Genomic DNA, 15,843 nt, shown 5'->3' on the forward strand with positions numbered 1-15,843 from the left:
CTTATGGCCCGACCTGCAACCGCCGCCGTTCGCCTGTTGACCGGCGAGCGCGAACCCGTGCGCCTGGCAACGACGGCGAACCTGGAGACGATCGTCATCGACGGCGTTGCCTGGATCCAGGGCCTCAAAATGGTTGACGGCGTCCAGACAGCGACCGGCGACCGGGTGCTGGTCAAGGACCAGGCGGACGCCAGGCTGAACGGCATCTATACGGCCTCGGAAGGCTACTGGTACCGCGCCGCCGATGCGCGCGCGGGGCGCACCATGCAGAAGGGGACGACGGTGCATGTCCAGGAGGGCACGGCTTCGGCCGCTTTCGTCTATGCCTTCCAGACAGTGAGCCCCGTGATCGGTGCCGACGACATTGTGCTGTCGTTTTACCAGTCCGACGACACCGTCGGCGATATCCAGGCAGCCGCGCAAGGCATCATCGACCAGGCCCAGGCCGCGGCGGACGTGGCGACGGGCGCCATGACGACGGTGCTCGATCCGCAATTCGCTACGCTCGCAGCCGCCCAGGCGTTTTCCCCGCCGATCGCCCCGACATACATCCGCACAGCCTTCTACGACAGTCACCAGGTAGCAGGCAGCGGCGCGATTTATCAGAAGAACGGAACGAGTGCCGGGGATCTGGTGATCATGCTGGCCGACCATGCGACGATTGTTGGTTATTCGCTGTCGGGCACTCCCACGGCGACCCAAAAAGGAGCGCGCAAAGACAACGTCAATGACGACGGCCCGGCGGTCCAGGCTGCTTACAATCTGGCGATCGGGGGCGTCGACCTTCCAGCTGGGACCTATAGGATGGTTCCCGGTCCTGTCTCACCCTTCACGCTCGCCGGACAACCCACAAATAACATCTATCGGGCAGTTGCGCTGACGGTGGACAATGTGGCGATCACCGGGCGCGAGGCGGTGCTTCACGGCGTGAGCCGCCCTGGCGTCAGCGCAAATGATGTTCAGCCGGTGTTCTCGACCGATATGAATATGGCGGTTGGAACGCGGAAGAACATCACCTTTGACGGCGTTACCTTCGATAGCGTCAACGATGCCGATGCAATTAACAGCAACCAGCGGCTTGCCTACGTGGTAGGCGTCGATGGGTTGCGATACCTGGATACAATCGGCCGTTCCAGCGGGGGGCGGCGCGGCTACTATTCCCACATTCAAAACTGCAAAAACGTCCAGATCAATGGGCATTTTCACCAAAAAATGACAGGTGGCTTCAATGTCCGCTACGTCGATAGCCTTGTGATTACGAACTTCATTTTTGATGATTTCTCAGAGGCGATCGATCTCGACGGGACAAGCAAGCGCGTCGTCATCCGAAATGGCGTTTTCAAGTCGACGTCTCGTCTGAACCAGTGCATTGACGTCAACGATCAGGTTGATGCCTCGATTGGCGACTTCTCTGTCTTCAATGTTGGCAATATCGCCACGATAAACTACAAAACCACGACACCGGAGATTTTCGCCGATTACGTCGCCGGAAACCCGGTCAGAAACTACCAACTTTCCAAGCGCATCCTTATCAGCAATATTTCCGGTTCAGCGGTCGGCACGACGGCCGCTCCCGTTTTCTACATCGGCTGGGATTGGGCGGCTGGCGGCCACCCAGGCGCTGGTCCAGTGCAGGACATCACGCTTGAAAACATCACGCTCGATGACCACAGTTATTTTTGGATACGCGAAGGCATCAACGTCAAGCTCAAGGACATTACATCCTACCGTGCGATTTGCGGGTTCAACCATGCTCTCACCTGTTTTTCAGCGGTGGGGAATGGCGATCAAATCGGGTGGTCAGACCTCGACATAGATATCGATGGCCTGCGCATTGAGGCCTCCGACAAAGGTGGCATTAGCATTCAGTCGGCGTCTCGTGTGAAAGTGCGACGCCTGGTGACGCGCGGCAACAACACGGCTGGTGGCACTCAAACTGATCTGACCATTACAAATCTCGGCGCGCGAGCTGGCCGCGCCTCAGTTGATGATTGTGACATCGAAGGCGATGTGATCTTGAACGGAGACAGCACTGCCATCCCTGCTTGGGCTCCCGACACTATCTACAAGCGCAACGCTCTTGTGACAAACGGCGGCAACGTCTACCGCGCCACAGCCGAAGGTCGGTCGGCGGGCAGTGGCGGGCCGGCCGGAACGGCGCTGTCGGTGACGGACGACGGCTCAGCTTCAATTGCCGCGTGGGCGGTATCGACTGCCTATGCGGTCGACAATGTGGTCTCGCACGGTGGTGCCTTCTTTATCTGCGTAGGGGCGGGCATCTCGGCGGCGGCAGGAGGACCTGCGGGGACCGATAATCGCATTTTCGACGGAACGATCATCTGGCGCCCCATACAGGGCGCGGTGAAATGGCAGTATCAGCTTTACCCCTATGCGATCATGTGGGGGAAAAACAACAAGGTCCGTGGAACTGTGACGGTGCAGGGTGATGCGCAGAAATACATCTTCGCCGAAAGTATTGCGGCGCAACTTGACGATTACGCCGCGACTGGCACGATAAACAAGAGCGTGTTTGTTGCCCGCCGTCGCGGTCGCATCGTTCGCGCCAGCTACCAAACTACAGCCGACGTCGCAGCCGACGCAGTCAACTACCGCAACTTGATCGTTCGCCGCTTTCGCGGCGGGATCTCCACAAACGTTTCCACTATTGATACCACAGCAGTCGGGCTGACAGCCTTTGTCACGCGCGACGGTGGAGTAGCCAGCAACTCCGCTGGCGCTGATCTCGAGCCCGGCGACGTTGTCATAGTAAATTCAAACTCCGCCGGCGCCGGGCGGGTGCTTGCCGGTGTCGCTGTTACTATCGATTTCATGGAGTTTTGACTGGCCCCTGCGTCGCATCGATACAGGATCCGCGCACCTACTGCGCGCGCGTCCGAGCTGCATTTATATGCCAGGGGCGATCCTATGATTGCACTTTGAAGTAGGGGACGACCACAAATACAGACAATAGAAAGCGCTCGGGCCGCCAGCACCACAAGGGACCGCTACAGTTCGCGCACCATCTGCGGCTCCTCATCGATGCGGAGTCGTCCCCAGGTTCTCTTTCGATTGTGAATTTCTCATGATTCGGCGCCGTGCGCGCATCGCCATGACAAGTCTCGAAGGCGCCGCCGCGCAGTCAGCTAGCGGCTATGCCGCCGGCCTTACCCCTCTCAGCCTCGCTTTCGCGAGGCTTTTCCATGGAGCAAGCCAGCATGGCCCGATCTTCAGCCGCCGCCGTTCGCCTTCTGACCGGCGAGCGCGAACCCGTTCGTCTGGCGACGACCGCCAGCATTGCGTTTTTCGGCCTTCAGACCATCGACGGGGTGGCGACGGAGGTGGGCGACCGCGTGCTGGTCAAGGACCAGGCCGACCAGACGCAAAACGGTATCTATACGGTAAGCGAAGGCCGATGGTTCCGCGCCGCCGATGCCCGCACCGGGCGCACCATGCAGAAGGGAACGACGGTGCATGTCCAGCAGGGCAACGCCTCGGCCGATTTCGTCTTTGCCTTCCAGACGCTGAACCCTGTGATCGGAACCGATGACATTGTGCTGTCGTTCTACCAGTCCGACGACACCGTCGGGGATATCCAGGCAGCCGCGCAAGGCATCATCGACCAGGCACAGGCCGCTGCGGACGTAGCGACGGGCGCCATGACAACCTTGCTCGATCCGCAATTCGCGACCAAGGCGACGGCGGAGGCCTATTCGCCGCCGATAGCACCCACATACATCCGCACCGCCTTCTACGACAGCTCTCACGTGGCAGGCAGCGGCGCTGTGTACCGCAAGAATGGAACGAATGCCGGGGATTTGGTGATCACGCTGAGCGATGGCATGATGAAGACGGGCTATACTCTCGCCTCAACCCCGGTGACGGCATCAATGCTCGGGGCGCGTGGTGGCGGTGCGAATGCCACGGCTGCAATAGGTGCACTGCTCGCGGGCAGCTATCCGCATGTGCTGATTGACGGCTCCTACCAGACCGACGGCAACCACACGATCTCGACAGCGAAGAAGCGCGTCGAATGCCTGGGCGGCTCTGCCCTGATCCTGCGCGCGCCAGTCGGTACCGTTACCGGCCACCATCCCGTCATCGATATCGCCGCCGATGACGTCCTGATAGACGGGGGCCTCACGATCGATGGTGGATCACATGCCGGCTACCAGGCTTCTATCGGTATTCGCGTCGGCCTCTCCACTGGTGCACGCCGGAAGCGGCCGACAATTCGTGGCGTGAAAGTCCGCAATCTTGGCCTTGCCGGCGTGATGGCGCTCTGTGTCGACAGCCCGACGATTGAGGACATTGACGGCTATAACATCGTCACGCCAACCGGCGGCGAGTTTGGCGACACGGTTTACGTGGCCGGCGTCCGTAAGCCGATCGTGCGCAACATCCGGTCGGCGAAGTGCAAACGCGACGGCGTCGTGTTGACCTATACGGGGAATCTAAACACCACCGACGTGTTGGTCGACGGGGTTTTCGCAGATGCACATCTCGACAGCCCCTCCGCCGGTGTCTGGGTGGAGATGACCGGTGCGCGAGATCCACGAGGGATCATAACCAACGTGGTGGCGAATGACTGTCTGGTTGGCATAGCCGCGACTGACGCCAACAGCGAGATCGTCATTTCGAATGTCAAGGCAATCGGCAACCGGCTGTCCGGTAGTTCTGCCGGTAACGTCTTCGGCGTTCAGATTCAGTCGGGCCGGCTCGATAACTGGTACGTCGATCGCTACAACACCGCTCTGCAATTGGAGCCAAACGGCGAATATCAGTTCGCCCTCAGCTCGCAAGTTGGATCGTTTGCGACTGGCGAAACGGTCAGCGGCGGCACCTCTGGCTCGACCGGAACCCTGCGGTTCCAACATTTTGAAATCGTCATCACCGGTTCAACCGTCGACTATGAACTCGGTGAGACGGTGACTGGCGGTTCATCCGGCGCGACGGGCATCTTGGTCGACTTCTTTGCCAACGTGCTGAGGGTCTTGCCGGTAAGCGGGACATTTCAGGCCGCTGAAACAATCACTGGAGGCATCTCTGCGGTTGCCAAAACGGCAAACAGCGCGACCCGGCGCATCTATGTGCGCGGTTCGGCCGGCATCTTTCCAGCTGGCGAGACAATCAGGGGCGGAACGTCAGGTGCCACAGCTGTAATCGCCGCGCCCTACCAGACGCCTCTTGCGATCGGCCCGGGCACGTTGATGAACTGCTCGACCGACGCCATTGTCGTTGCGAACGTCGTGACACCGGCGAGCCTTAGCCTTTCTGGCATCAGGGGAAACACCCAGTCGCATGGTATCCGGTTCAACCTTTCCGTGGGCCAGCGGCTGCGCAAAGCCAGTCTCAGGGACATCGCCCTGAAGAACTCTACCGCCATTGGCGTTGCCTTTCGGGTGACCACCGGCGGCGCGATAGACGAAATGCTGGTCGATGGTTTCGACATGTCGGAATGGGTTGGCGATGGCACCGGCAGTTCCATCACGGCCGGCACCGTGACCAGGTTTATTGGCGGCAACAATCCCGGTCTGCAGGGGACGTCGAGTGTGCCGATCAATCTGACCGTCAACACGACGCTGTCTGGGCTTCACAACCGGGCACTCTGCCACAACAACGGCGCCGGCGCGACGTGGACACATACGCTGCCGCCTGCCGTGCCTGGCCTTCGGATCGGCTTTGCCGGAGTACACGCAACCCATGTCATGAACATCAAGCCCAACGGGACGGATACGATCAAGGGCGGCGGTGCAGGAAAATATCTCATTCTCGATCCCGGCGAGCGCGTAACACTGGAGGCCTATACGGTAGGACTGTGGGTTGTCAGTTCGGCTATCGGCTGGTCAGGGGATTTCGAAGCCTAGGATGAATTCGCAACTTTGCGTAAGGGTACTGCGTCATGCCTAAGTTGATCGTTGCGAGGATGACGAAAACTAGAGGATACGTCAGCTTCAATTTTGTGGCCAACAACACAACCGACAGGCCAATGCCCAAGAGCGGCAAGCTCGACAAATACATGGCAACCCCTACAACTGCCCATAAGCCGTATCGGAGCAGAAAGTCGAGGCCAACGCCGAGATAGCCAAATGTGAAGAACATCGGTATCTGACTTTCGCTTAGGCCAAACAGCGTTATCCGCTGGTAGGAAAATGCCCACTCCATCATCTGATCGTGCTGCGTGCCCTCGATATAGAGTTGCGATCTTGTTTCAAGATTCAGCAACGTCCAATATATGATGATTGAAAGCAGCGCTATACCGACGGCGGCCACAAGAAGTCTCCATCTTCGAACAGCAAAAAATTGGTGGAGCCCAACAACTCCGCAGAACATTGCGACGAACATCATGCCGCCAAGCGACATCGTCGCGATCGCTGAAAGAATGCCTAAAATTGATACCTTGGAGAGCTTGCGCGAAAGGGCGTACTCGCCAGCAAGCAGGCTTGCGATCATAGTCGAATGGGTGCCTGGTTCATTCGACAAGCCTGCAAAGCGCGGCACTCTGCCGACAGCAAGCTCAAGTCCTTTCTTACTCATGACCGTCTGGTCACCAAGGCCAAGACTTGCAAGCGGGTCAAAATAAGTTCGGAACGCCGCGAAATAGAAAATCTGGAACAGGACCATAAGCGCGTGCGCAGCGATCGCCCATCGCAAACCAACCAACAAAGGGCGACTGTCTTTGGCAAAGCAAGCTGGAACGAGGATGAGAGCCAAGCTGCTGCCAATAGTGCCTAGGACTGCTTTGGTGCCGCCCCCTTCGGTGAAAGTTCCGCACATCCCGACTAGTAGGAAAGCAACGATCCAAAAAGCACTCGCCTTGACCGGCGCACTTAATAGAGGGATCAGCATGAGAAGCCCGAGGTAGCAAAAGGCGGCCACCCCGAATTGAGACAGGTAGACACTTTGCAGACTCATTGCGATGACGGCAGCGGCGGCGTAAATTGTCTTAAGTTTGTCAGCAAAAGTTGACTGCCTATCGATTGGAATACTTTTTGTTTTTGTGTAATAGTGTGACATCGTTCTAGCAGGACTTGTAGACAGGGATCGTCCCGCAAAGAAATCCGGATTCTGTCAACGCCGTTGCTAAGTCAAGCGCCCCGTCAATCTTGCATTGCGCTACGATAAATCTACCCAACGTTGCCACCGTCTTCCCATCGCATGGGGTGCCGCCGCCAACAGGCTTACATTTCACATAGGCATTTTCATAAGAAAGGCTAACGCTATGGGCTACTTTTTCCGCAGACGTCGTACCTGATGGCCTAACTCCACAGAGAACAATGGAAGTGCCATCCACCTCGAACGAATTAGCGGTGAGCACGGTCAGTCGACCTTTGATGTCCTTTATTTCTGCCAGCTTCGGCACGGCTTTGGGAACCTTGGGAGTGGCGAATGCTAGGACGCCGATAGTCATGACCGCTCCAAGTCCGACGGCAATGGCAATGAAAGCAATTGGTCTCATGGCTGTCTCACCTCGAATCGGCTATCACTGCGCCTTTATAAACGCGATTGTTCCCCCAGTTCGGCCAAACTCTGTAAATCCACGCCTGGTTATGTTCCGCTCCAACTCCAGCGCTTCGGCAGGGCCGGTCAATTTGGGGTGGAACTCGATGATGAGTTTTTCAAATAACTCAAAATGGTTTGGCGGAATGCTCGTTTCAGCGCCTTCGATATCCATGATCAAGACGGTTGGCCTAAACGGCAGGTCTGAAACGATTGTCGGGATTGAGAGCATAGGTATTGTGAGTCGTTCGGCTTCGTTGTCTCGACGCAACGCGCTGGATGACCAGAAATTTCGGCTGATACCGAAGCTGATAGAACCGTCGGCCGGACCTACAGCGACGGTCCTAAGAACGGGCAAGCTTATCCCATTGAGGCGAAAGTTCTCGCGGATGGATGCCTCTAGGCGAGGGTTTGCTTCGACCATGCAGTAATCATCGATGCCGATGTCGATCATGCAGTTCAACGCCATGAAGCCGATCGCGCTGCCGGCCTCCAGAACCTTGTCGTGGTGGCTCAAAAAGCGCGAAGCCAGAGCCGCATCTTGATCCTCGTAACCTCTGGCCATCACGTACCGCATGCGGCGGGAGACGCCATCCAAAGACAGGGCGATGTTCCGGACTGTTACCGTTCTTCTGCCGGCGGTAAGAATTTCAAAGCCAATATCGCGCACGTTCCGTATAGCTTCCAGGATCATCTCGGTTCCTTACGAGCTGGAATCAGCAGCCGAAAGTAAACGCGCCGGCCCAACTTCTGGCAAGGTGCATGACTCATATCCACGGCTTGCCCGGTTCATGGTTTTCTCCGACTGCGGACTTCCTGATCATCGCATCACTCTGCAGCGCCCTGCGTTTTTCCCGCCTCGCATTTCCTCGACCGTGAAGTTCCTCCACGGTCTCCCCGACCATAGTTCAATCATCAAAGGAACCACCATGGACCGCAACTTCGCGCGGGCGCTTGCGCTTGTTCTCAAATCGGAAGGCGGGTGGTCGGACAATCCGGCTGACCCCGGCGGCGCCACCATGAAGGGCGTGACGCTTGCCAGCTTCCGCCGCTATGTGAAGGCCGACGCGACGAAGGCGGATCTGCGTGCGATCAGCGACGCGCAGGTCGCCACCGTTTATCGCCGCTTCTACTGGGACGCTGTGCTCGGCGCCGAATTGCCCGATGGCGTCGACCATGCGGTGTTCGATTTCGCCGTCAACAGCGGGCCTGGCCGGGCGGCCAAATATTTGCAGGCGGCCGTCGGCGTTGCGCAGGACGGGCGGATCGGACCGGTCACCGTCGCGGCGGCCAAGGCAAAGCCGGCCGGCGTCACCATCGATGCGCTTTGCGATGCGCGGCTGGCGTTCCTCAAGCGGTTGCCGACATGGGCAACATTCGGGCGCGGCTGGTCCGATCGTGTCAGGTCGGTGCGGGTTCAGGCCCTGCTGATGTCGGCGCAGCGCCCCGCGGCACCGGTGGCCGCGCCGGCGTCGCCCAGGGTCGAGACATCGGCTGATGTGATGCCGGCGACCCAGCCCGTGCAGCCGGCGCCCGGCGGCAAGACGGCTGCCGCGGCCGGCATCCTCGTTCTCATGGCCGGAGCGCTCGCGGCCTTCCGGCATCGGGTCGCCGATTTTTTCGGGAGCCTGTTTCAATGACATGGTTCAACACCAATGCGCTGCACAATCTCCTCAACACGCTGATCGCCATCATCTGCGGCGGCGCGCTCGCCGGCTTCGACTGGACGCTGCTCGGGGTGGGCGACCGCACCGCGCTTCAGATCAGCGGCGCCATTGCCCTTGCCAAGATCATCATCAACGCGGTGCGTGACGGGCCGCGCGGCATGGTCGCGCCGCCGGCCAAGGAGACATGAGATGGGAACACTCGCCCTCGCGCTGCTTGGCCAGGCCTGGCCGTATCTTCTGGCAATGGGCGCCGCGCTTGCCGGTGTCTGGACGGCCTATGCCAAGGGCAAGGCCAGCCAGAAGGCCAGGCAGGATGCGGCCGACGCAGCGGCGCGCACCGAAGCCCAGAAGATCGACGATGCCGTCGCCGGCCGGGCGCCGGACGACAACAGGGGGAGACTGGCCAGATGGTCAAAATCATAGCGCTCTCGCTCCTGCTGGCCGGCTGCACCAAATCAGGCGGGTCGTTCTGCGCGGCCGGGCATCCCCTCCGCCCGACAAGGGCAGAGGCGGCGACCCTTTCCGATGCGTCGGTGGCGGCGATCCTGGCTCACAACGAAAAGGGCCAGAAACTTTGCGGCTGGAGGCCATGATGAACGATCTTTTCGACCTGCTCGGCATCAAGGGACCGGTCGTGGCGGCCGGTCTCGCCGGCGGCGTTCTGCGCGCGCTGTCGCGGCATCGCTACAAGCTGCGCGAAATGGTGGCCTCGCCGATCTGCGGCGCACTTGCGGCGGCCTACCTGACGCTGCCGGCGGTTTCCTACGCCAGGATCGCCGGCCTGCCGATGCCCGATCCCGCCGACGACACCACCACGCTGGCGGCTGCCTTCCTGATCGGCGTCTGCGCCATGTGGATTTCGGACGTGCTGTTCGAGTTTGTGGTGCGGAGATTCAAGCCGGGGGTGGAGGAGTAGCTATTGGCACCGCGTCGTCTGTTGGCTACTGCCTCGGAATTACCGAGGCAGGCAACCTGGCGCGGCGCTGCTCTCATTTCCAGAAACGACCGCTGCCCGCTTCGGCTCACGCCGGGGCGGCTTTTTTGTATTTCCGATCGGCTATTGCTGAGCGGCATTCGATCTGACCGGTCTCGTCATCGCCCGTTGTCACAAGCAAGTTAATCATGTCGGTTATGCATAATGATTATTGTTAATTTTTGATTGATGCACCGAAACCAGATAAAGACTTGAGCGGATGAAGTGTTCATATATTGTTAAACAAGAGGTAGACCACAGAAGACGGAAGCCATCTCCATCATCAAACGGGAGTAGCTTTCATGAATAAGTTCACTGTTATTTTAGCCGCTGTTGCAGTTGCATCGTCCGTTGGAGCCGCCGAGGCAGGTTGTGGGTGCGGAGGTTCGGGCGGCTGGGGAGGCAATTCGGGCAGCCTGATCAATGTTTCGCCATCCATCGACCTTGGCAAGATCACCGCGCTGAACGACGTGCTCAGCGGCAACAACATCCTGAGCGGCAATGTCGTCTCAGGCATTCTGAACGGCAACAAGACCAACATCGTCGGTGGCGTTCTGAGCGGGCTCGGCGTCAACCTGCTGGGCGGCAACAGCTACAGGCTGGGCAAGCGCCACTAGTTCGGCGCTGCATTCCAATCATCGAAGACAACCCAAAATAGCCCGTTCCGGTTCGCCGGGCGGGCTATTTTCGCGTGTCGGGCCGATCAAGCGAGGATGTTGACCGCGCGTGCCGCGACCAGCGCGATGGTCAGCAGCGAGATCATGGCCTCGGCCATCATCAGCAGCTTGGCGCGCTGGGAGAGTGGCAAGGTATCGGTGGGCGAAAATGCGGTCGCATTGGTGAAGGCGAGGAAGAAATAATCGACGAAGCCGGGCAGCCAATCTCGAAGCTCACGGTCGTTCAACGTCATCTGCGCGAACAGGAAATCGGCCTGTGCGAGCTTGACGAGGCCGCAGGTCGGCGGACCGCCGCGGTCGGTGCTCCAGAACCACAAGGCAAACACGATGACGTTGGTAACCCAGATGTTGAGTGCGTCGATCAGCAGCGTCGTACCGCTGTTGCCGGCATGGCCCTCCAGCAAGGCACGCACCAGCAGGACCAGCGAACCGCAATTCATGATGCTGATGATGGCGGTCATGGTCAGGGCTGTTCTGCGGATCATGACCCGAAACTGGCCGATCGCATGCCACTCGTGGTCCTCGACCGCCTTTCGGGTGGCGGCCTGTGTCCAGGCGGTGGCCACCGACAAGGGCAGCAGCAGGGCCGCCTCCAGCGCGGGCGCCACCCAGCGCGGCCCGAATGAGAGATTGTTGATGACCAGAAGCTGCAGGCAGATGATGACGAGAACGGCCGCACGGGCCATCCAGAAATCGAGCGCACGGTAATGAATGACGGCATGGTGGTGGCGCATTTTTCAAATCCTGGATGCTTTTTTGGGGACGGGAGCCGGTCAGGCGTAGGCGACACCTGCCGCGATCACGCCCAAGGCGCCATGCCCGGCATGTTCAGGGTGCTGCGGGATGGCGTGTTCCATTGTTGTCTTGCTGGCATGTGATGACGGGAGAGGCGGCATGGTGGCGCGAAACTCTGCCTCAATCTTGGTTTTGCCATGGTCGGCCAAGTATACATTTTCGTAAGCTTCAAGTTCTGGGCTGTTCGTAAAACCGTCCGGTGTGATTTATCCACCGCATGACGCGAATCGACGAACCCATGAACGGTTGGCTGCCGGTCGGCAGTTCTGTTCCAGGCGACTGGCGGCAGTCGTCGATCTGGCCGGGTCTGATGCGCTATCCAGAAGCCGGCCTGGCGCTTTGTGCCTGACGCAGATCCTGTGCTGGACCGTGGTTCCGGCGCTTGTCGATGCCGCCCCGCCCGGCGATGTCGTCGAGAGCTTCATGTGGGGCCGCGAATGGGTGCTTTTGACCTACAAGCATCCGCAGCTTCCCGGCTGGCTGCTCGAGATCAGCCATCTTCTGACCGGATCGTTCCGCTGGCCGCAATATCTGCTCGCCCAGCTTGTCGTCTCGGCGACCTTCGTCTTCGTCTACCTGCTGGCCCGCGACATGCTCGGGAGAACCCGCGCGCTGGCCGCCGTGCTTTTGATGCCGTCATTGTATTTCTTCGGCTGGCCGACACCGCAGTTCAATCATGATTACGCGCAGATGCCCTTCTGGGCCGCAATCTGCTGGCTGCTGTGGCGTGCGGGCCGTGGCGGTGGGCCGGGCTGGTGGCTGCCGCTCGGACTGGTGTCGGGCGTCGGGCTCTATGCCAAGTTTTCCACCGGGTTGCTGTTGCTCTTCGGGGCGATCTGGCTGTTGTCGGACACACGGGCACGCAACCGGCTCGCCACGCCCTGGCCCTGGCTTGGGCTCGCGGTTTTCCTCGCCGTCGCCGCGCCGCTGGCCGTCCAGCTCTACCGCATCGATTTCCTGCCGCTGACCTATGCCGCCGGCCGCGATGAATGGGTGTTGGTCCACCGCGCCCGCCTTTACTATATCGGTGTCCAAATGGCGGGGCTCTGCGGCTTATTGCTGGTGCTGGCGATATCGGGGCTGTTGCGGCGTTCGCCCGCGCCGGAACAGCCCATCGAGCGCGGCGCGCTGGTCTATCTCGTGTGGATGGGGCTTGGTCCGGCGGTGCTTGTCATGGTGGCTTCGCTGTTCACCGGCGCCGGCGAGGCGTGGGGCGCGCCGATGTACAATCTGGTCGGCGTTGTGGCGCTCGCCTTGCTGGGTCATCGGCTCGGCGCCGTCGAACTGCGACGGCTGGCGATCTGCGCGTTCGCCTGCATCCTCGGCATGTCCGGTGCCTATGCGGGCATCCGCTGGACGAGTTGCAATTTGCGCGGGCGCATGGATGCCGTCTGCTGGCCAGCGCGGCAGATTTCGGACGAAGCCGAGGCGGTCTGGCACGCGGCGGTGCCCGGTCGGCTCGACATCGTCGGCGGCGATACCCGCATCGCGTTGCTGGCGGGCCTCAACGCCTATGACAAGCCGTCGATCTTCACCGACCTCGACATGCGGCTCGCCCCCTGGATCACCAGCCAGCGGCTGCGCGATCACGGCATGCTCCTGGTCTGGCCCGGGAGCGGCGTGCCACCTCGGCTGCTGGCGTGGCTGGGCAACATCCCCGTCAAGACCGTTCTTTTCGACTGGTCGCTCAGGGCACCACCGGTGGCGATCAGCTTTGCCGCCATTCCGCCTGGCATGAAGCTACCGGGTTTGATCGACAGGCTCGCCCAAACGAGCAACTGAAGTAGATCCACCGCGTCCGCTGGACGAAGCAGGTGACAATGCCCATTTATGGCGAGACCACTTGCTTTTACGCAATTCCAGACGGAAAACCGCTACACACTTTACACTTTTCCTGGAATTGCTTTTGAGGAGACGTGACATGGCGACTTCGACCGAACGTGCAGTCCTTGCCGGCGGCTGTTTCTGGGGCATGCAGGATTTGATACGGCGCTATCCAGGCGTCATCTCCACCCGCGTCGGCTACAGCGGCGGCGACGTGCCCAACGCCACCTATCGCAACCATGGCAGCCACGCCGAAGCGATCGAGATCAATTTCGATCCGGCCATCATAAGCTATAGCACGCTGCTGGAACGCTTTTTCCAGATCCACGATCCGACGACGCGCAACCGCCAGGGCAACGATGTCGGGACGAGTTATCGCTCGGCGATCTATTACACCAGCGACGAACAGAAGCGCGTCGCCGAGGACACCATCGCCGATGTCGATGCCTCGGGCCTGTGGCCGGGCAAGGTTGTCACCGAAGTCGCACCCGTTGGTCCATTCTGGGAAGCCGAGCCCGAGCATCAGGACTATCTGGAGAAATATCCCAACGGATACACCTGCCACTTCGTCAGGCCAGGCTGGAAGCTGCCGGTTCGCGAGACGGCGGTTTCGTAGATTTGCAACTGCGATTTGCCCTGCATTGCTGCTCGACGGTGTCGTCGAGCAGATCATCGCATCCAAACCCCTTTCGGTCAGCGCGGCTTGTCGCGTCGGTGAAGCCATCGAGCTTTCACCAATGTGCGAAAGCGCCCTTCGAACACCTTCGTCAACGGCGAATGCGGATGCGGTAGGCAAACACGGTCAGGCGGTTGACAGCCTGCCGTATCGCGGTCCAACTGCGCAGGAAGAGTTGATTTCGGGAGACGGGCCGTGAAAAAAGTTTACGAAAAGCCAGTGTTTGTAAAACGCGAGCGTCTTTCGGTTGTCACTGCCTTGGCATCGCCTTCCACTCAGCCGACCTGACAAGCTCGCCCTGATCTGTCGGCCCGTTTGAGCCGCCGAAGATGAGGCCGATCGAATCGACCGATCACTCGGAGCCGATCACAGCCGTTTTTGTCCTCGATATCTCTAACTATACCGGGCCTCTGCTCGCCGGCTGGCTAGAGGCTGGAAATGCAATTGGCGCGATCATCGTGCCCGGGTTCCGGCGTCGTCCCACTGGTTTCAGCATTGGCAATTTCCGGCGAAGGCTTCAACGCAAGCTGCTGCTCAGGCGGTTTATCGGTAACACGCCTGTCAAGTTGATCGAATTTGGCCGCCCTTACGATTGGAATGCGCTTGGTCGGCAATTGTCTGACGTCCGCGCCGATGTGCTGGTCTGCTACACTTTGCCTGTCTTGATCCCTCAAGAGGTTCTTGGCCATTTTTCCAAAGGCGGGGTCAACCTCCACCCGGCGCTGCTCCCCGACTATCGAGGGCCCCACCCGATCCAGCGCTTGGCCGTGGACGGCCGGCATGCGGCTCATGGCGGCGTCACGCTCCACAAGATGTCCGCCGGTTTTGACGAGGGTGACATTCTCGGGCAGGTGCCGTTTTCCGAAGCTGACTGGACATCGAGAGAAGCCCTGGTCGACAGCACGGCAACCGCTATGCGGATTCTGGTGAGCGAGGCGGTGCCGACCTACTGCCGGGGGCTGTTGTCAGGAATGCCGCAGCCGAAAGGCGATTTCGTCTGGGCGCGGCTTCAGCCCAGCCACCTGATAATCTCGCCGGCCATGTCGGTCGAGCATGTTGTACGGCTATGGCATGTGCTTGGCCTTCTGCCAGGCATCTATCTTGAAATCGGAACGCGCAAAGTCAGGCTGGGATTCCAGATCAGAAGGCTGGGGCCCTGCACAGGAAAGGCTCCGGTCAGGCGGTGGGGAACAGTGGAATTTGATCTCGCCAACGGTCGGGTCCTGTATTTTACCTACGGTAGAGTGCTCAAACGGCTGCTCAATTCGAAACACCTATTTTCGCGCCCGCCCGCCGGGAGACCCGCTCCAGAAATCCGGCTGTTCGGCAAAGCGAGTGCTGCGGACCAGAAAAACGGATGAAGTCGCTGGGCGATGCCCAGCGGCTTCATCCGTTTGCGACGTGGTTACTTGCCACAATGATTATCGTTTACCGTTGGCGCCGTCGCGTTACCATCGGCGTCCGGCTGCGCGCCTTGCGGGTTGGTCGGGCAATTCTGATCCGCGTTCGAATTCATGTCCCCTACCGTGCCAGTCGTGCTGTTGGTCGTGCCCGGGTCGACAGTGTCCGGCTCGATCGTATTCGGGGAAGCCGGCGTGTTCGGCTCAACCGTCACCGACTTGCCGCTGCCGCTTCCATTTGCGTTGTTGCTGCCGGCGCTTTGCGCCATGGCTGACGTGGCCAGACCAATGGTGAGAACCGAAGCTGCGAGGATTTTCATGAACATGGTTTGTC

General features: G+C 59.9%; 18 protein-coding genes. 12 read left to right on the plus strand and 6 right to left on the minus strand.

Features of this window, described 5'->3' with window-relative positions; genetic code table 11:
• Positions 1 to 3 precede the first annotated feature (3 nt).
• Both NKJ04_RS08180 and NKJ04_RS08185 read left to right on the plus strand, forming a co-directional pair.
• On the plus strand, positions 4 to 2,841 hold the full coding sequence (locus NKJ04_RS08180; protein WP_352674272.1) for a hypothetical protein: 2,838 nt from the start codon (positions 4 to 6) through the stop codon (positions 2,839 to 2,841).
• Between the two features lie 359 nt (positions 2,842 to 3,200).
• Positions 3,201 to 5,864 (plus strand): right-handed parallel beta-helix repeat-containing protein, encoded by a 2,664-nt coding sequence (locus tag NKJ04_RS08185; RefSeq protein ID WP_352674273.1) that lies wholly within the window; start codon positions 3,201 to 3,203, stop codon positions 5,862 to 5,864.
• On the opposite strand, the gene NKJ04_RS08190 is transcribed toward NKJ04_RS08185, so the two are convergent.
• From NKJ04_RS08190 to NKJ04_RS08200, 3 genes are read right to left on the minus strand one after another with little or no spacing between them, the layout of a single operon-like run.
• Entirely contained in the window at positions 5,833 to 7,014 is a 1,182-nt protein-coding gene (locus NKJ04_RS08190; RefSeq protein ID WP_352674274.1) for a hypothetical protein, read from the minus strand. The genes NKJ04_RS08185 and NKJ04_RS08190 overlap by 32 nt on opposite strands.
• Positions 7,015 to 7,018: 4 nt before the next feature.
• Entirely contained in the window at positions 7,019 to 7,456 is a 438-nt protein-coding gene (locus NKJ04_RS08195) for a hypothetical protein (protein WP_352674275.1), read from the minus strand.
• Between the two features lie 24 nt (positions 7,457 to 7,480).
• Entirely contained in the window at positions 7,481 to 8,191 is a 711-nt protein-coding gene (locus NKJ04_RS08200) for an FkbM family methyltransferase (protein ID WP_164892974.1), read from the minus strand.
• A gap of 235 nt (positions 8,192 to 8,426) precedes the next feature.
• On the opposite strand from NKJ04_RS08200, the gene NKJ04_RS08205 reads away from it, so the two are divergent.
• The 6 genes from NKJ04_RS08205 to NKJ04_RS08230 all read left to right on the plus strand — a co-directional run bounded on the left by NKJ04_RS08205 (position 8,427) and on the right by NKJ04_RS08230 (position 10,754).
• The gene (locus tag NKJ04_RS08205; protein ID WP_352674276.1) at positions 8,427 to 9,137 is read left to right on the plus strand and encodes a glycoside hydrolase family 108 protein; all 711 of its coding nucleotides are present in this window, start codon (positions 8,427 to 8,429) and stop codon (positions 9,135 to 9,137) included.
• Positions 9,134 to 9,352, plus strand: a complete 219-nt coding sequence (locus NKJ04_RS08210; protein WP_023814076.1) for a hypothetical protein — start codon at positions 9,134 to 9,136, stop codon at positions 9,350 to 9,352. The genes NKJ04_RS08205 and NKJ04_RS08210 overlap by 4 nt, the downstream gene beginning before the upstream one ends.
• Position 9,353: 1 nt before the next feature.
• Positions 9,354 to 9,587: a hypothetical protein gene (locus NKJ04_RS08215; protein WP_023814075.1), complete on the plus strand. Its 234-nt coding sequence runs from the start codon at positions 9,354 to 9,356 to the stop codon at positions 9,585 to 9,587.
• Positions 9,572 to 9,757 (plus strand): hypothetical protein, encoded by a 186-nt coding sequence (locus tag NKJ04_RS08220; RefSeq protein WP_032909564.1) that lies wholly within the window; start codon positions 9,572 to 9,574, stop codon positions 9,755 to 9,757. The genes NKJ04_RS08215 and NKJ04_RS08220 overlap by 16 nt, the downstream gene beginning before the upstream one ends.
• Positions 9,757 to 10,080, plus strand: coding sequence for a hypothetical protein (locus tag NKJ04_RS08225; protein WP_013530789.1), 324 nt, complete (start codon positions 9,757 to 9,759; stop codon positions 10,078 to 10,080). The genes NKJ04_RS08220 and NKJ04_RS08225 overlap by 1 nt, the downstream gene beginning before the upstream one ends.
• Before the next feature lie 359 nt (positions 10,081 to 10,439).
• Entirely contained in the window at positions 10,440 to 10,754 is a 315-nt protein-coding gene (locus tag NKJ04_RS08230) for a hypothetical protein (RefSeq protein WP_127297818.1), read from the plus strand.
• An 86-nt stretch (positions 10,755 to 10,840) separates the two neighbouring features.
• On the opposite strand, the gene NKJ04_RS08235 is transcribed toward NKJ04_RS08230, so the two are convergent.
• Both NKJ04_RS08235 and NKJ04_RS08240 read right to left on the minus strand, forming a co-directional pair.
• Positions 10,841 to 11,548 (minus strand): hypothetical protein, encoded by a 708-nt coding sequence (locus NKJ04_RS08235; protein WP_023814072.1) that lies wholly within the window; start codon positions 11,546 to 11,548, stop codon positions 10,841 to 10,843.
• 39 nt (positions 11,549 to 11,587) lie between these two features.
• A complete protein-coding gene (locus tag NKJ04_RS08240) occupies positions 11,588 to 11,758 on the minus strand; it encodes a hypothetical protein (RefSeq protein ID WP_164762750.1) in 171 nt (56 codons plus the stop codon).
• Positions 11,759 to 11,948: 190 nt separating this feature from the next.
• Here NKJ04_RS08240 and NKJ04_RS08245 point away from each other — a divergent pair, with 190 nt between their 5' ends.
• The 4 genes from NKJ04_RS08245 (at position 11,949) to NKJ04_RS08260 (ending at position 15,470) form a co-directional block, all read left to right on the plus strand.
• Positions 11,949 to 13,391, plus strand: a complete 1,443-nt coding sequence (locus tag NKJ04_RS08245) for a glycosyltransferase family 39 protein (RefSeq protein WP_352674277.1) — start codon at positions 11,949 to 11,951, stop codon at positions 13,389 to 13,391.
• A 139-nt stretch (positions 13,392 to 13,530) separates the two neighbouring features.
• Positions 13,531 to 14,049 (plus strand): peptide-methionine (S)-S-oxide reductase MsrA, encoded by a 519-nt coding sequence (gene msrA, locus NKJ04_RS08250; RefSeq protein WP_352674279.1) that lies wholly within the window; start codon positions 13,531 to 13,533, stop codon positions 14,047 to 14,049.
• 25 nt (positions 14,050 to 14,074) lie between these two features.
• Entirely contained in the window at positions 14,075 to 14,308 is a 234-nt protein-coding gene (locus tag NKJ04_RS08255; RefSeq protein WP_155930624.1) for a hypothetical protein, read from the plus strand.
• Between the two features lie 130 nt (positions 14,309 to 14,438).
• Positions 14,439 to 15,470, plus strand: coding sequence for a formyltransferase family protein (locus NKJ04_RS08260; RefSeq protein WP_023814069.1), 1,032 nt, complete (start codon positions 14,439 to 14,441; stop codon positions 15,468 to 15,470).
• Positions 15,471 to 15,514: 44 nt separating this feature from the next.
• Here NKJ04_RS08260 and NKJ04_RS08265 read toward each other — a convergent pair whose 3' ends face one another.
• Positions 15,515 to 15,835 carry a RodZ family helix-turn-helix domain-containing protein gene (locus NKJ04_RS08265; protein WP_023814068.1) on the minus strand — a complete coding sequence of 107 codons (321 nt, stop codon included), beginning with the start codon at positions 15,833 to 15,835 and terminating at the stop codon, positions 15,515 to 15,517.
• Between the last annotated feature and the right edge of the window lie 8 nt (positions 15,836 to 15,843).

Origin of the sequence: Mesorhizobium sp. M0618 (assembly GCF_040320765.1) — a bacterium.
Classification (GTDB): Bacteria; Pseudomonadota; Alphaproteobacteria; order Rhizobiales; family Rhizobiaceae; genus Mesorhizobium.

Excerpts from the sequence above, each read along its gene's own strand:
- NKJ04_RS08210 (WP_023814076.1), top strand. The coding sequence starts at position 9,134 with ATGACATGGTTCAACACCAATGCGCTGCACAATCTCCTCAACACGCTG.
- NKJ04_RS08235 (WP_023814072.1), bottom strand. The coding sequence starts at position 11,548 with ATGCGCCACCACCATGCCGTCATTCATTACCGTGCGCTCGATTTCTGG.
- NKJ04_RS08220 (WP_032909564.1), top strand. The coding sequence starts at position 9,572 with ATGGTCAAAATCATAGCGCTCTCGCTCCTGCTGGCCGGCTGCACCAAA.
- NKJ04_RS08195 (WP_352674275.1), bottom strand. The coding sequence starts at position 7,456 with ATGAGACCAATTGCTTTCATTGCCATTGCCGTCGGACTTGGAGCGGTC.
- NKJ04_RS08230 (WP_127297818.1), top strand. The coding sequence starts at position 10,440 with ATGAATAAGTTCACTGTTATTTTAGCCGCTGTTGCAGTTGCATCGTCC.
- NKJ04_RS08265 (WP_023814068.1), bottom strand. The coding sequence starts at position 15,835 with ATGTTCATGAAAATCCTCGCAGCTTCGGTTCTCACCATTGGTCTGGCC.
- NKJ04_RS08180 (WP_352674272.1), top strand. The coding sequence starts at position 4 with ATGGCCCGACCTGCAACCGCCGCCGTTCGCCTGTTGACCGGCGAGCGC.
- NKJ04_RS08200 (WP_164892974.1), bottom strand. The coding sequence starts at position 8,191 with ATGATCCTGGAAGCTATACGGAACGTGCGCGATATTGGCTTTGAAATT.
- NKJ04_RS08185 (WP_352674273.1), top strand. The coding sequence starts at position 3,201 with ATGGAGCAAGCCAGCATGGCCCGATCTTCAGCCGCCGCCGTTCGCCTT.
- NKJ04_RS08205 (WP_352674276.1), top strand. The coding sequence starts at position 8,427 with ATGGACCGCAACTTCGCGCGGGCGCTTGCGCTTGTTCTCAAATCGGAA.
- NKJ04_RS08225 (WP_013530789.1), top strand. The coding sequence starts at position 9,757 with ATGAACGATCTTTTCGACCTGCTCGGCATCAAGGGACCGGTCGTGGCG.
- NKJ04_RS08215 (WP_023814075.1), top strand. The coding sequence starts at position 9,354 with ATGGGAACACTCGCCCTCGCGCTGCTTGGCCAGGCCTGGCCGTATCTT.
- NKJ04_RS08190 (WP_352674274.1), bottom strand. The coding sequence starts at position 7,014 with ATGTCACACTATTACACAAAAACAAAAAGTATTCCAATCGATAGGCAG.
- NKJ04_RS08260 (WP_023814069.1), top strand. The coding sequence starts at position 14,439 with ATGAGGCCGATCGAATCGACCGATCACTCGGAGCCGATCACAGCCGTT.
- msrA (WP_352674279.1), top strand. The coding sequence starts at position 13,531 with ATGGCGACTTCGACCGAACGTGCAGTCCTTGCCGGCGGCTGTTTCTGG.